The following is a 13646-nucleotide window of genomic DNA, read 5'->3' on the forward strand; positions in this document are numbered from 1 at the left end:
TGTTGTGGCCCGACGGTCCCAGCGGCCGCGTCGACGTGACTGCGTTGCAGGCGCTCTCTCAGGAGTACGCACGGTCAGGTCGCGACATCGAGGATCTCCTCGCCGATCTCGACGATCTGTGCGCCGTCATCGGGATCGGCACTCCGAGCAGTGTCATCGAGGCCTCGTCGAGCGCATGGGCCGACGCTTTCCTCGGGACCGTCGCCGTCTCTGACGGGACCCGCGACGAGGTCGCTGCCATGGCAGAGGTCGAGCGGCGGATCGTACGACGGGACGCGCCGTCACACTGGGGAGACCTGGCACTGGACGACCGCTTGCTGATCGTCGCCTGGGACCCTCCGACGACCGCTCCGGACGACGTGCTCACCCGGGACCTCGACCAGGTCGTCGGGCTGGTCCGGTCCTTCTTCCGCGGGGCAGCCGTGGCGGCCCAGCCGTCGCTGGGTCGGGTGGTCGCGGCAGTGAGCGACGCACCGGATCTGGTGAAGCGGACCGCTGCCCTGGAAGCTGCCTGCTCGGAGTTCGCCTTCTCGATCCAGCCGGCTGTCACGCTGAGGGCCGCACCGCCGGACGCGGCGGCCGCGGCAGATCTCCTGAGACGGGCGAGTTGAGCGATGGCGGCCTCCAGAGACCCGTTCGTGGACGACATCGTCGCGATGACCCGACAAGCGGCACGAGATGGACTCCCGCTGACGACGGTGTTCGCCGACCTGCGCCTCGTCCTGGATCTGGCGCCGTCCGACGACATCCCAGCGCCGTTGCTGCGCGCCTGCGCGAGCAGCTGGGCGCGGACGCAGCAGGAGCTGTCGGCTGGCCCGCGCAGCGGCCTGGGCGGCGTACGCACGTGCTCTCGTGGCGACCTGGAGAGCCTTCTGTGGGGAGCCCCCGGAAGCCCTGCCGACGAGCTGCCGAGCTCGCTCGTCGTCGTGGAGCTGAGGAGCTCTCGGCTGGCCGCATCGACGGCACTGCTCGGCCCCGAGGATCTCCTCCACGCGACCGCACAGCTGCTGTCAGCGCTTCTCGACTGTTCGAGCGAGCGCGTCATGCTCGTTCGTGAGGACGGCGAGCCAGAGCGCCCGTGGTGGGTGGCGGGACTGGTGACCGGCGACGACGAGCGGGTCGATCGGGCCGTCACCCGGGTCACCGCCCTGGCCTCGGTCAACGAGGACCTCGTCGTCTCGGTCCACCGGCTCAGCGGCCATCCCGACGGAGTGCTCTCCAGCCTCAGGTGCTTTCTCGACGCCAGGGATTGATCTGCCACCAGCCAGTGCGGTCCCCGACAGAGCGTGAGGTGGGGCGCTCCCGGCATGGGGTCCGGGAGCGCCCCGTGTCCGCGACCATGGAAAGACGCGGACGGCGTCGGACGAACGGCTTCCAGACCTGTCCGACAGGTGTAAGACGGTGCCGGTGCCGAGAACTTACGGGCGTCGGAGCGAACAATCGAAGAAATTCCCCAAGCGTCTCGAGCAGATGCCTGGAATCACTCGGCGAGCTGGGCAGCTGCCTCGTAGATCAAGTCGTGCACGTGAGCCAGCGTTCCGACGCCGGTGGCTGTGCGGCCCACGACGGACCGTCCTCCCACCGTCTGCGCCACGACCACGGACTCCGGCAGGTCCCGTACGACGAGCCCCAGGCGCAGCTCGCCCGACCGGCCGATCGCCACGGTCTCCATCCGGCCCTCCCAGGACCGGGCGAGTGAGGCGGCAGCGGTCGCGAGCGACGTCTCATCTGAGGCTTCCAGCTGGAGTACGACGATCGGGACCCGCTCGGCTCCCGGGAACTCGGCGGCGCTCGAGATCGCCTGGACGAACGCTCTGTCGGTCAACAACCCAGTGACGGGGTCGTGGGTGGGCACGCGGTTCATCAGTGCTCTCCGCGTCGTACGTTCGTCGTCCGCTGAGAGGACGGCGGTCACCCGGCGCAGCAGGCAGATCCAGCCCTTGGCGGGCGTGCCGCCGGTAGGGAGGCGCTGGACGTAACCGCTGAAGCGCACGATGTCGGCTCCCGCCGACAGGTTGATGGTGATCACGTCCAGACCCGGCAGCTCGGCGCCCAGGATGGCCGACGCGCTGCTCCCCAGCGCTGGTGGATCGGTGCGGCGCAACGTGTAGAACAGCCGGGCCGGGGCGTTGAGATCGACAAGCTGTTGCTCTTCGTCGAAGACCAGGACCAGGGCGCCGAGGTCGTCAATGAGGGCGTCGGCATCAGGGCGGACCTGCATGGTGTCACCGGCGCGCACCGCGGTGGTCGCGACGATGACGAGTACCACGGCCGCCGCGAGGTCGGTCACGTTGAGCCGAAATGCCTCGGCGACCAGCACCGCTGCGGCGATCAGGAGCATCTGGCGAACTGACGCGCGGACGATCGGGTTCGGGTCATCGATACGACGCGCGATCCATGCTGTGACGACCAGGAGCAGGGCGAAGCAGTAGATCGTGTTGAAGACGAACAAGGCGAACAACACGTAGTCGCCGCCGGCGACCCGGATCGCAAGCATCAGAGTGGGGACGCCCACCCAGGTTGCCATCAGCCGGCGATCGGGCGTCCATTCGTAGTGCGTGAAGTTTCCGGCCCACAGGACCATGGCCCCGGCCGTGAAGGCGAGCGACGGAAGCCACAGGGCGGTCCACGGGTGGCTGCCCCCTGACGCCAGGTACAGAGCGACGGACAACGACCACACGACGGTGGACCACGCAGTCCACTTCAGATAGCGCAGCACCCGACGCTGCCCTAGAGGAGTGACGTGGAGGAACACCGCCGTCGCCGCAGCCACAGCCCCAGCTGCCACGTGCAGGCCTACCTCCACGGTCGACCATGTGCTCATGCCGGCACCCCTCCTGGCCCGCAGAGATCCGATCGAACGTCGTCAATCACGGACTACCGGACCCCAGTATGTCGTCAACTGTCCTAGGGTCTGCGCATGACCGTGCCCGACCCAGCTGGAGTGGCCGAGACCGCACGGCTCGTCGCTGGCGGCGAGGCGTCCGCCCGCGCCGTCGTCGAAGCCGCGCTGGCCCGGATCGGCGACCGTGACGGTGGCCTCAACGCGTTCTCGGTGGTGCTCGCCGACGAGGCGCTCGCCGAGGCGGACGCCCGTGACGCGAAGCTGGCAGCCGGTGGGCCGGTCGGGCCGCTGCACGGCGTGCCGGTCGCTATCAAGGAGGAGATCGACGTCGCCGGCGCGGTCACCACCTTCGGCGGCGACGCGAACTCGACGCCCGCGGCCCACGACGCCGAGGTCGTCGTCCGACTCCGTGCCGCCGGCGCGGTCGTGATCGGCAAGACGACGATGCCGGAGTTCGGGGCGTTCCCGTTCACCGAGTCGGACTCGCGCGGAGTCACCCGCAACCCGTGGGACCGGACCCGCACGCCAGGCGGCTCCAGCGGAGGTACGGCGGCCGCGGTGGCGTCTGGCATGGTCCCGGTCGGCATGGGCGGCGACGGTGGCGGCTCGATCCGGATCCCGAGCGCGAGCTGCGGTCTCTTCGGACTGAAGCCGCAGCGTGGCCGGGTCACCACCGCCCCGCACCCGCACCTGTGGTGGTCGCTGGGCACCGCCGGGCCGCTGACCCGCTCGGTGCGCGACAGTGCGCTCGTCTACGACGTCATCCGCGGCAACGTCGACGGCGACCTCTACACCGCCGGTGGTGACGATTCCTTCGTCGGGGCCGCCGAACGCGCGCCGGGACGTCTCCGGATCGGCTGGTCGGTCAAGCCGGTCTCCCTCGGCGTCAAGCCGGACCCGGTCCACGTGCAGGCCGTCGAGGACACCGCTCGGCTGCTGGCCGCGCTCGGGCACGACGTACGCCCGATCGACCCGAAGTACCCCGACCCGACGGCGGCGTTCGTGCCGCAGTTCTTCGCCGGCATCCGCACCGAGGCGGCGGCGGTCGAGCACTATGACCGGCTCGAGCGGCGTACCCGCCAGACCTGCCGGCTCGGCTCCTGGGTCACCCCGAAGGTCCGCGACTGGGCGATCGGCCAGGGCGAGAAGGTGTCGGCGAAGGCCAACCGGGTCTTCCAGGACGTCGACGTGCTGCTCACGCCGGCCATCGCGCACCGGCCGCCGGCGATCGGCCGGCTCGAGGGCGTCGGCACCGTCCGTGCCTCGCTGCGGTCGATGCCCTCGATCGCGTACGCCGCGATCTGGAACGTCGCCGGCAACCCGGCCGCGTCGGTGCCCTGCGGCATCGCCGCCGACGGGCTCCCGGTCGCCGTCCAGCTGGTCGGGCGCACCGACGACGAGGCGACGCTGTTCTCGCTCTCCGCCCAGCTCGAGGAGGCCCGGCCCTGGCCGATGCTCGCGCCCCGAAGGTGCGGACCGGCGCTACATTGAACTGTCATGGTCCGGGTCCGTGCCCTGCTCACCGTCGCGATGTTCGCGGTGGCTGGGACGGCCGCGCTGCCGACTCCGCAGACTGCCGCCGCCGACCGCGGCGGTGTCTTCGTGACGGAGACCTTCAAGAACAGCACCGCTCAGGATGAGTTCGAGGCGTTCGGGTCGGCTTGCTTGAGCGGCGCTCCTGCGGTCGCCGCTCCACTCCCGGGGGGCGCACACGACCTGGCCGGCTGCTCGACCGTGACCAGCGTCGGTCCCGTGCCACCGCCGAACGCCGACGGCCGCGGCTTCCTCCAGCTCACCGACGCCAGCATCAACCAGTCCGGGGCGGTGCTGTTCAACCACCGGATCCCGGCCGAGCAGGGCCTGAGCGTCACGTTCGAGCAATGGCAGTACGGCAGCACGACCACCGCGAGCGGTCAGCGGCCCGCGGACGGCATCGCGTTCTTCCTGACCCGTGGGAGTTCGTCGCTGACCGCTCCGGGAGCCTTCGGTGGCAGCCTCGGCTACGCGCAGAAGCAGCCGGACAGCGACTCGGCCCAGCCGTTCATCCCTGGGGTCGACCAGGGCTACCTCGGCATCGGGCTGGACTACCTGGGCAACTACTTCGGGGACTGGGAGCGGCGCGGCACCGGGTGCTCGGCGGCCGAGGGTCGCTCGCCAGCGGGCACCGGGTTCCGGGTCCCGGAGGCCAACAAGATCACCGTCCGCGGTCCGGGCGACGGTACGGACGGCTACTGCTTCCTCGACTCCACGGCCACCCGCCTCGGTCAGACGACGCCACCGTGGGAGAGCACGCTGCCATTCTCCCTTCGCAGCGAAGTCGATGCCGTGCCCGCGGATCCGGCAGCGGCCGAGGAGGTACTCGTGCCGGTGCGCCGTACGGTCACGGTCACCATCAGCCCGGCCCCCGATCCCATGGTCACCATCGAGCTCTCCCGCGGTGACAACGCTGTGCATCGAGTGCTCACCTTCGACGCTCCTCGGCCGGTACCGGAGTACTACAAGTTCGGGTTCTCCGGCTCCACCGGCTCGTTCACCGACGTCCACCTCATCCGCAACGTCGTCCTCGAGTCCGTCGACCCGGTGCCGCTGCTCGACCTGGAGAAGGAGTCCACCGACCCCGGTCCGTTCCGGGTGGGCGACGTCATCCGCTACGTCTACCGGGTCACCAACACCGGTTTCGCCCCGGCAACCCGTCTCGGCATCACCGACGACCACATCGACGACGTCACCTGCGACGTCACGACGCTGCCACCCGTCGGCAGCGCGCCGGCCAACACGACCGAGTGCCACGGTCGCTACCGAGTGCGACAGCGGGACCTGGACGCGGGTGCTGTCGAGAACGTCGCCCGGGCGCACGCCGACGGCGGTGGCGCGATCTCACCACCTGCCGACGAGATCGTCGAAGTCGTCGAAGACCTGCCTCCGCCGACACGCGCGGCCATTGACATCGACAAGGAGGCCCGCGATCCCGGTCCCTTCCGGTTGGGCGAGATCGTGCGGTACCACTACACCGTGACCAACGTCGGCGAGGTCGCCGTCAGCAGCATCCGGGTCGCCGACGATCACGTCGAGGACGTGGCCTGCGACGACTCCCGGGTCACGGTCGAGCCTCCCGGCAACGTCACCCACTGCACCGGGCGCTACCGCGTCACTGCCGACGACGTACGAGCGAAGCAGGTCCAGAACGTCGCGAGGGCCACCGGTGAAGGGCCGGGCGGAGGAAGGGTCACGTCCCCGCCGGCAGACGAGATCGTCGATGTCATCGGCAAGGTCGGACCTGCCCCTCAGCCGTCGCCGTCCCCGACCGTGCCGCCGACCCCGGCCGCCAGCCCGCGCCCGGACGTGGCCCCTCACGCGGGCCAGCCGCCGCCTGTGGACAGCGGGGCCGACGGGCTGCCGGGCACCGGTGCGCCTGCGAACATCGGCTGGCTCGCACCACTCGGTGTCGCGGCCGTCCTCCTCGGCGCCGGTCTCGTGCTCGTCGGCCGACGCCGCGGCAACCGACTCGACCAAGGAGCGCCCACATGACCGTCACCGTCGCCTCCGTGACCCTCGACTGCGTCGACGCGCTCGTGGTCGGCACCTTCTGGTCGGCGGCCCTCGGGAGACCACTGGATGCCGGCGCCTCGAGCGACTTCGCCGCCATCGACTTCGCCGGACGCCGCGACACTGCGGGCTGGGCGCCACTCGGGCCGGGCGACGAGCCGACCTGGCTCTTCGTGAAGGTGCCCGAGCCGAAGACGGCCAAGAATCGGCTCCACCTGGACCTGGCGGCTCCTGACGTCGAGGCCGAGGTCCAGCGGCTCGTCGAGCTCGGTGCGACTCGGGTCGCGGACAAGGACGAGTACGGGTACACGTGGACCGTGATGGCGGACCCCGAGGGCAACGAGTTCTGCATCGCTACAGCAACATCGACACCGCAGCGCTGACACCGACGACGACGATCAGGCCGCGTAGCAGGGTCGGGTTGAGCCGGCGGCCGATCCGGGCGCCGGCGTACCCGCCCACGATCGAGCCCGCTGCGAGGAGCAGGACGGCGGTCCAGTCGAGCTCGGCGACCGCGATGAAGATGACGCTGGCGACCAGGTTGCTCGCCAGGATCGCCAAGGTCTTGAGGGCGTTGAGGATCCGGAACTCCAGGTTGGACCCGAACCCGAGGACGGCCATCATCATCACGCCGGACCCGGCCCCGAAGTAGCCGCCGTACACGCCGACGAGGGTGGAGAAGAAGGTGGTGACGGGAGCGAGGCGGGTGCGCTCGTCCGGGGGTGCGGCATCGGCGGTCTTGAGCCAGCGGCTGATCCGGGGTTGGGCGCCGACCAGCAGGCAGGTGCCGAGGATCAACCACGGGACGACAGCCTCGAAGACCCCTGGCGGCAGGGCGAGCAGCAGGACGGCGCCCCCGACGGCGCCCACCGCGCAGGTGCCGACGATCGTGCCCGTGACAACGGGGTGCTCGCGCAGCTCGGACCGGTAGCCGAAGGATCCGGTGACCGCCCCGGGCGTGAGGCCGACCGTGTTGGACGCGTTGGCGACGACCGGTGGGATGCCGAGCGCGACGAGGATCGGGAAGCTGAGCAGCGACGCGACGCCGACCGTCGAGGTCATCACTCCGGCCCCGAGGCCGGCCCCGAGGACTGCGAGGTGTTCCCAGCCGGTCACCGGGTAACCCTAGATGAGGCGCTCAGGTGATCGGGGTCACTCCAGATCCCGGGGGAGACGCCTGCGGAGGGATGTCCACATGGGACCGGAATGGGTGGCGATCCTCGCCCTCGTCGCACTGTTCGTCGTCGGCACGGTGCTGCCGATCAACATGGGAGCGCTGGCGTACGTCGCCGCGTGGCTGGTCGGGATGTACTCGCTCGACCTGGAGGAGAAGGAGATCCTGGCCGGCGTCAGCGGCGACCTGATCCTGACGTTGATCGGCGTCACCTACCTCTTCGCGATCGCCCGCAACAACGGCACGGTCGACCTGATCGTCAGAGCCGCGGTGAAGGGGGTCGGGGGCCGGGTCGCGCTGATCCCGTGGGTGATGTTCGCGGTCACCGCGGTGCTCACCGGCATCGGAGCGGTCAGCCCCGCGGCCTGCGCGATCATCGGCCCGATCGCCCTGGGCTTCGCGGGTCGCTACGGGATCAGCCCGTTGATGATGGGCATGTTCGTCGTGCACGGTGCGCAGGCCGGCGGATTCTCGCCGATCAGCATCTACGGCGTGATCACCAACTCGGTGATGGAGCAGAACGACCTGCCCAACAGCGAGATCACGATCTTCCTGTCCAGCCTGGTCATCAACACGATCCTCGCCGCGATCCTGTTCGTCGTGCTCGGCGGTCGGGAGCTGATGTCGCGGCGGATCGACCGCGAGGAGGAAGGGGAGGAGCCGACCGGCACCGGCGGCGGGACCGACGTGGCCGTGGAGACCGGCGTACGCCGCGACCAGGTCCTCACCCTGCTCGCCTTCGTCGGCGTCGCACTGGTCTCGCTGATCCTGGACAAGAACATCGGCTTCGTCGCGATCACGGCGGCGGTGATCCTCTCGATCCTGGCGCCGGAGCAGAACAAGGACACGGCCAAGCAGATCGCCTGGCCGACCGTGCTCCTCGTGGCCGGGGTCAGCACCTACGCGACCATCCTGACCACCGCCGGCTCCCCGGAGTTCGTCGGCAACTGGGCGGCCGGCTTGGGCACGGCCGTCATCGGTGCGCTGATCCTCTGCTACGTCGGCGGTGTGGTCTCCGCGTTCGCGTCGTCGACGGCGCTGCTGCCGGTGATCATCCCGATCGCGATCCCGCTGATCGCCGACGGCGGTGTGAGTGCCGGGCTCTTCGTCGCGGCGCTCGCTGTCTCATCGACGATCGTGGACGTCAGCCCGTTCTCGACCAACGGCGCGCTGATGCTCGCCAACCGGCCGGACACGATCGAGGAGCAGGTCTACTACAAGCAGATCCTCACCTACAGCGTGATCGTGGTGCTGGTCGGGCCGCTGCTGGTGTGGGCGGCGCTGGTGCTGCCGGGCTGGTAGTCAGCCTCGGTTCGGTCCCATCACCTTGAACGGCACCCCACCCGGGTCGGCGATCGTCGCGAGCCGGCCGTACGGCGTCTCCACGGGCGCCTCGACCGCACTGCCGCCGAGCCCGACGGCGCGAGCGACGGCGTCGTCGGTGTCGGCGACCATCAGGTAGGCGCTCCAGCGCGACGGGCCGTCGACGGCCATGATCCCGGCGAGCGCGTGCTCGTCCTTGCCGAGTGTCGTGTAGCGGAAGTCGGGCGAGTCGCTCATGGTGTGGGTGTCCCAGCCGAAGACGTTCTCGTAGAACGCGACCGCCGCGTCGTAGTCGCTGCTCAGCACCTCGAACCAGCCGGGGGCATTGACCTCGCCGCGAGCCGCGAAGCCCTGGTGCTCACCCGGCTGCCAGATGCCGACGGCGGCGCCGCCCGGGTCGGTCACCACGGCCATGTGCCCGAGGTCGCCCACCGCCATCGCGTCGAGCAGCACCTGTCCGCCATTTGCGGCCGCCATCGCCGCGGTGTCCTCCGCGTTGTTGCTCTCGAGGTAGACCGACCAGGCGTTGGGCGCCTCCTCGGTGTTCTGCATCAGGCCCGCGACCGGTGCCCCGTCGCGCAGGAAGAGTGCGTAGTTGCCGAACTCCGGCCCGGTCTCCTGCAGCGTCCAGCCGAAGAGCTCGCCGTAGAAGGCCTTCGCGGCGTCGGTGTCGGCGGTGTAGAGCTCGACCCAGATCGGTCGGCCGGGGAACTCGTCGGTCATGCCCACCACCTTCGGCCTGATCAGGCGCGTCTGTCCAGGGTGTTCTCGTCGGCGCGGCGGGAGAGGAGCGCTCGCTCGTCGTCGTTGCGGGTGAGCGCGGCTGCCTCGCGGAACGCCGCGGCCGCCTCGTCGCGCCGTCCGGCACGCTCCATCAGGTCACCGCGTACGGCGAGCAGGAGGTGCGACCCGGAGAGCGCCGGGTCGTCGTCGACCGCTGCCAGCACGTCGAGTCCGGCGTCGGCGCCGTGTGCGCGGCCGTGAGCGACCGCCCGGTTGACCTCGACGACCGGGCCGGGCGCCGCGGCCGCGAGCACGTCGTACAACCGGGCGATCTCGGGCCAGTCGGTGTCCTCGGGGCGGCGGGCGCGGGCGTGGCAGGCGGCGATCGACGCCTGCAGCACGTAGGTGCCGACGGGTCGTCCGGCCCGGCCGAGGCGTTGGGCCTCGGCCAGAGCGGTGAGCCCGCGGCGGATGAGCAGCTGGTCCCACTGGCGTCGGTCCTGCGCCTCGAGGAGCACCGCTCGGCCGTCGGCGTCCCGACGGGCGGGCAGCCGTGAGCCCTGGATCTCGAGCAGCGCCTGCAGGCCGTGGACCTCGGGGTCGTCCACCACCAGCCAGCTGAGGATGCGGGCCAGCCGCATCGCCTCGAGGCACAGCTCGGGCCGGGTCCACTCGGGTCCGCTGCTCGCGGCGTACCCCTCGTTGAAGATCAGGTAGACCACGGCCAGCACGTCCCCGAGCCGCGCCTGGCGCTCGGCGCCGGTGGGCATCTCGAGGGACGCCCCGGACTCGGCGAGCAGGCGCTTGGCGCGGGAGATCCGCTGGCCCATGGTCGCGTCCTTGACCAGGTAGGCCCGGGCGATCTCCTGGGTGGTCAGTCCGCCGACCAACCGCAGGGTCAGCGCAGGGCGAGACTCAGGCGGCAGCGCCGGGTGACAGCTCAGGAACGCCAGCCGGAGCACATCGTCCTCGATGTGGTCGACCGCGGCGTCGAACTCGGGCATCTCCGCCTCCTCGAGGCCGCGGGCGAGCTCCGCCGTACGCCGACGCAGGGCGTCATTGCGGCGGAACTGATCGATCGCCCGGCGCTTGGCCACCGCCATCAGCCAGGCGCCGGGGTTGGCAGGGACGCCCCCGCCGGGCCTGCCAGAATCGGGCCACTGTTCGAGAGCCGCGACGAGGGCGTCCTGGGCGAGGTCCTCCGCGAGGTCGAGGTCGCGGGTCATCCGGGTCAGGGCGCCGACGAGCCGGACCGACTCGTGCCGCCAGACCGCGGTGATGGCCTCCTGCGTGGGCTGGTCGGACACCGACTAGTTGTCCGGGCCCCAGATCGGGCGGATCTCGACGGCGCCGTTCCAACCCGGCCAGTACTGCTGGTGCAGCTCGAGCACTCGGCGGGCGCCCTCGACGGCCTCCTCCTGGGAGCGGGCCTCGACGATCGAGAACCCGCCGACCAGCTCCTTCGCCTCGGCGTACGGTCCGTCCGTGGTGGTGATCGCGCCGTCGGTCAGCCGGAGCTCGACGATCTGCTCGCCACCGCCCAGCCCGCCCGCGGCGATCATCGAGCCGTCGGCGAACGCCTGGCCCATCTCCGTGTCCATCGCTTCGAACAGCGCCGGCGGGGCGTCGCCCGCGTCGGGGGCCATCTTCACGAAAACCATGTAGCGCATCTGTGTCTCCTGGGGTGTCGACTCGGTCGGTCATCGGCCGGTCATCGGTCGGTCACCAGTGCGTCGGACGAAGTCTCCCGCCTTCGACACACCCCGGCCAGGAACTCAGTCGCAGGTGGCGGTCACGTCCTGCGGGTCGTCGCTCGGGGCGTGGACCGTGCACGACACGATCTGCCCGTGGAGGCCGAAGGCGACGCCCTCCGTGGTGGCACCGGACTCCAGGCTGAACTGCGACACGGTCGCGTCGCCGGAGCCTTCCGGGAGAGGGTTGCCGTGCTCGTCGACGAAGACCAGGTCGTAGCGGTCGTAGAGCGCGTCCTGGGCGATGGTGAACGGCGTGCGCGCGTCGAGGTCGAAGAAGTTGATGGCCGCGATCGGCGCCGCCACGAGCGCGACGACGAGGCCGGTGAGGGTGAGGCGGAAGCGCAGCGGGCTGCCACCGGGCTGGACGTTCACGAGGTTCAGCTCGCCTTCTTAGCGGGGGTCTTCTTCGCTGCGCTCTTCGTGGCAGCGGTCTTCTTCGCGGCCTTCTTGGCCGGCGCCTTCTTCGCAGCAGGCTTCTTGGCTGCGGTCTTCGTGGTGCTGGACTTCTTGGAGGGCCTGGTGTCGGCCTCGGACGACGACTCGCCGCGGGCGGTCTTGGCCGCATCGACCGAGCGCTGCAGCGCGGCGAGCAGGTCGACGACCTCGCCGGACGACTTGGTGGAGGTCTCGGTGCGCTTGACCTCACCGCCCTCGATCTTCGTCTTGACGAGCGCCTCGACGGCGCCCGCGTAGTCGTCCTCGAACTCGGAGGCGTCGAAGTCGCCGGCGAGGGTCTCGACCAGCATGTTGGCCATCTTGACCTCGGCCGGCTTGATCTCGCCGGTCTCGACCGAGAAGTCGGGGGTGCGCACCTCGTCGGGCCACATCATCGTCTGGAGCACGATCACGTCGTCGCGTACGCGGAGCACGGCGACGGTCGTGCGCTGCCGCAGAGCGACGGTCACGACGGCCATCCGGTCGGCGTCGAGCAGGGCCTGGCGCAGCAGGGAGTAGGGCTTCGCGCCGCTCGACTCAGGCTCGAGGTAGTAGGACTTCTCGAAGAGCAGCGGGTCGATCTGGTCGGACGGCACGAACTTCTCGACCGAGATCTCCCTCGACGACGTCGACGGCAGCTCGGCCATGTCGTCGTCGGTGAGGATGACCATCTCGCCGTCCTCGGTCTCGTAGCCCTTCGCGATGTCGGCGTACGCGACCTCCTCGCCGTCGAGGGAGCAGACCCGCTGGTACTTGATCCGGCCACCGTCCTTGGCATGCACCTGGCGGAACGAGACGTCGTGCGACTCGGTCGCGGCGTACAGCTTGACGGGCACGCTCACCAGCCCGAACGACACGGCGCCCTTCCAGATTGCTCGCATGGTCTCAGTATGACCGGCGAGACCGCCGCCATTCATCGAAGGCTTCGCGAGATGTTCGAGTCGGGGTGAAGCCGAAGACGGTCTTGAGCCGGTCGTTGGCGAGCACCGGGCGGTACTGCAGGAACATCGTCTGCTCCGGCCCGTACGGCGTGAGCCGCAGCCGTCGCCCGACCGCGAGCGCGGCCCGGAGGGCCGGCTCGGGGATGGTGAGCACCGGCTTCTCGAGCAGCGCCGCGATCTCGGTGATCGTCAGAGCCCCATCGCCGGCGATGTTGAAGACGCCGGTGACCGGGCCGGTGACAGCCTGTTGGATGACCGCGACGACGTCGGTGTCCCAGACGAAGACGAAGGGCGACTCCGAGCCCTTGATCCGCAGCAGCCGCTTGCGCTCGAAGAGTGCGGTGATCTGATTGTCGACCGACGCCCCGAGGATCGTGCCGATCCGCAGCACGACCTGCTCCAGCGACGGTTGCCTCTGCCGGAACTCCGCCAGCATCTCCTCCACCAGCCGCTTGTGCTGGCTGTAGGCGAACTCGTCGTTGCCTCGCAGCGGCTGGTCCTCGGTGATCCAGGCCGGGTTGTCCGGGTGGTAGCCGTAGGCCGCCCCGCTCGACGACACCACGACCCGGCGTACGCCGTGGGTCACGCACGCGTCCAGGACGTGACGGGTGCCGGTGACGTCCACGGCGTACTCCAGCTCGCGGGTCGAGCCTGGTCCTGGCGTCACGATCGAGGCGAGGTGGACGACGACCTCCGGCTTCGCCGCCCCGATCACCGCGTCGACCTGGGACTGCGAGGTCACGTCCATCTCCACCGCAGGTGGGCGCAGGTCGGCGCTGACCACCTCGTGCCCCGCCGCGATCAGGCCGGCGACCACCGAGCTGCCGAGGAAGCCGCTGCCTCCGGTGACGAGCACTCTCATGCGCTTACTCGCTTCGCTCCGTGCGCGCATGAGGCACAGTCCC

Annotated in this window: 14 protein-coding genes; 6 read left to right on the forward strand and 8 right to left on the reverse strand. The window is 70.2% G+C overall.

Features of this window, described 5'->3' with window-relative positions; translation table 11 throughout:
* Positions 1-35 precede the first annotated feature (35 nt).
* Positions 36-611, forward strand: coding sequence for a hypothetical protein (locus ABEA33_RS06190; protein WP_345525825.1), 576 nt, complete (start codon positions 36-38; stop codon positions 609-611).
* Between the two features lie 3 nt (positions 612-614).
* On the forward strand, positions 615-1253 hold the full coding sequence (locus ABEA33_RS06195) for a hypothetical protein (protein ID WP_345525826.1): 639 nt from the start codon (positions 615-617) through the stop codon (positions 1251-1253).
* 227 nt (positions 1254-1480) lie between these two features.
* On the opposite strand, the gene ABEA33_RS06200 is transcribed toward ABEA33_RS06195, so the two are convergent.
* Complete coding sequence (locus ABEA33_RS06200) at positions 1481-2824, reverse strand: hypothetical protein (RefSeq protein ID WP_345525827.1); 1344 nt, start codon at positions 2822-2824, stop codon at positions 1481-1483.
* A gap of 96 nt (positions 2825-2920) precedes the next feature.
* Between ABEA33_RS06200 and ABEA33_RS06205 the strand changes: the two genes are divergently transcribed.
* Genes ABEA33_RS06205 through ABEA33_RS06215 form a run of 3 tightly spaced genes read left to right on the forward strand, consistent with a single transcriptional unit; the run spans position 2921 to position 6774 of the window.
* A complete protein-coding gene (locus ABEA33_RS06205) occupies positions 2921-4336 on the forward strand; it encodes an amidase (protein ID WP_345525828.1) in 1416 nt (471 codons plus the stop codon).
* Positions 4337-4342: 6 nt separating this feature from the next.
* Entirely contained in the window at positions 4343-6373 is a 2031-nt protein-coding gene (locus ABEA33_RS06210; protein WP_345525829.1) for a DUF7507 domain-containing protein, read from the forward strand.
* A complete protein-coding gene (locus ABEA33_RS06215) occupies positions 6370-6774 on the forward strand; it encodes a VOC family protein (RefSeq protein ID WP_345525830.1) in 405 nt (134 codons plus the stop codon). Before ABEA33_RS06210 ends, ABEA33_RS06215 begins: the two co-directional genes overlap by 4 nt.
* Here ABEA33_RS06215 and ABEA33_RS06220 read toward each other — a convergent pair.
* On the reverse strand, positions 6746-7507 hold the full coding sequence (locus ABEA33_RS06220; RefSeq protein ID WP_345525831.1) for a sulfite exporter TauE/SafE family protein: 762 nt from the start codon (positions 7505-7507) through the stop codon (positions 6746-6748). The genes ABEA33_RS06215 and ABEA33_RS06220 overlap by 29 nt on opposite strands.
* Before the next feature lie 79 nt (positions 7508-7586).
* On the opposite strand from ABEA33_RS06220, the gene ABEA33_RS06225 reads away from it, so the two are divergent.
* Positions 7587-8867 (forward strand): SLC13 family permease, encoded by a 1281-nt coding sequence (locus ABEA33_RS06225; protein WP_345525832.1) that lies wholly within the window; start codon positions 7587-7589, stop codon positions 8865-8867.
* Here ABEA33_RS06225 and ABEA33_RS06230 read toward each other — a convergent pair whose 3' ends face one another.
* From ABEA33_RS06230 to ABEA33_RS06255, 6 genes are all read right to left on the reverse strand, one after another.
* Positions 8868-9611: a VOC family protein gene (locus ABEA33_RS06230; RefSeq protein WP_345525833.1), complete on the reverse strand. Its 744-nt coding sequence runs from the start codon at positions 9609-9611 to the stop codon at positions 8868-8870.
* A 20-nt stretch (positions 9612-9631) separates the two neighbouring features.
* Positions 9632-10918: an RNA polymerase sigma factor gene (locus ABEA33_RS06235; RefSeq protein ID WP_345525834.1), complete on the reverse strand. Its 1287-nt coding sequence runs from the start codon at positions 10916-10918 to the stop codon at positions 9632-9634.
* Between the two features lie 3 nt (positions 10919-10921).
* A complete protein-coding gene (locus tag ABEA33_RS06240; RefSeq protein ID WP_345525835.1) occupies positions 10922-11281 on the reverse strand; it encodes a YciI family protein in 360 nt (119 codons plus the stop codon).
* A 105-nt stretch (positions 11282-11386) separates the two neighbouring features.
* Positions 11387-11737: a hypothetical protein gene (locus tag ABEA33_RS06245; protein ID WP_345525836.1), complete on the reverse strand. Its 351-nt coding sequence runs from the start codon at positions 11735-11737 to the stop codon at positions 11387-11389.
* A 5-nt stretch (positions 11738-11742) separates the two neighbouring features.
* Complete coding sequence (ku, locus tag ABEA33_RS06250; RefSeq protein WP_345525837.1) at positions 11743-12681, reverse strand: non-homologous end joining protein Ku; 939 nt, start codon at positions 12679-12681, stop codon at positions 11743-11745.
* Between the two features lie 4 nt (positions 12682-12685).
* A complete protein-coding gene (locus ABEA33_RS06255) occupies positions 12686-13603 on the reverse strand; it encodes an SDR family oxidoreductase (protein ID WP_345525838.1) in 918 nt (305 codons plus the stop codon).
* Positions 13604-13646: the final 43 nt, after the last annotated feature.

The sequence above is a fragment of the Nocardioides endophyticus genome (assembly GCF_039543845.1).
Taxonomy (GTDB): domain Bacteria; phylum Actinomycetota; class Actinomycetes; order Propionibacteriales; family Nocardioidaceae; genus Nocardioides; species Nocardioides endophyticus.

What these genes read in the sequence shown, in the direction of transcription:
- ABEA33_RS06230 (WP_345525833.1), bottom strand. Translation starts at nt 9,611, where the DNA reads ATGACCGACGAGTTCCCCGGCCGACCGATCTGGGTCGAGCTCTACACC.
- ABEA33_RS06205 (WP_345525828.1), top strand. Translation starts at nt 2,921, where the DNA reads ATGACCGTGCCCGACCCAGCTGGAGTGGCCGAGACCGCACGGCTCGTC.
- ABEA33_RS06210 (WP_345525829.1), top strand. Translation starts at nt 4,343, where the DNA reads ATGGTCCGGGTCCGTGCCCTGCTCACCGTCGCGATGTTCGCGGTGGCT.
- ku (WP_345525837.1), bottom strand. Translation starts at nt 12,681, where the DNA reads ATGCGAGCAATCTGGAAGGGCGCCGTGTCGTTCGGGCTGGTGAGCGTG.
- ABEA33_RS06225 (WP_345525832.1), top strand. Translation starts at nt 7,587, where the DNA reads ATGGGACCGGAATGGGTGGCGATCCTCGCCCTCGTCGCACTGTTCGTC.
- ABEA33_RS06195 (WP_345525826.1), top strand. Translation starts at nt 615, where the DNA reads ATGGCGGCCTCCAGAGACCCGTTCGTGGACGACATCGTCGCGATGACC.
- ABEA33_RS06255 (WP_345525838.1), bottom strand. Translation starts at nt 13,603, where the DNA reads ATGAGAGTGCTCGTCACCGGAGGCAGCGGCTTCCTCGGCAGCTCGGTG.
- ABEA33_RS06215 (WP_345525830.1), top strand. Translation starts at nt 6,370, where the DNA reads ATGACCGTCACCGTCGCCTCCGTGACCCTCGACTGCGTCGACGCGCTC.
- ABEA33_RS06240 (WP_345525835.1), bottom strand. Translation starts at nt 11,281, where the DNA reads ATGCGCTACATGGTTTTCGTGAAGATGGCCCCCGACGCGGGCGACGCC.
- ABEA33_RS06200 (WP_345525827.1), bottom strand. Translation starts at nt 2,824, where the DNA reads ATGAGCACATGGTCGACCGTGGAGGTAGGCCTGCACGTGGCAGCTGGG.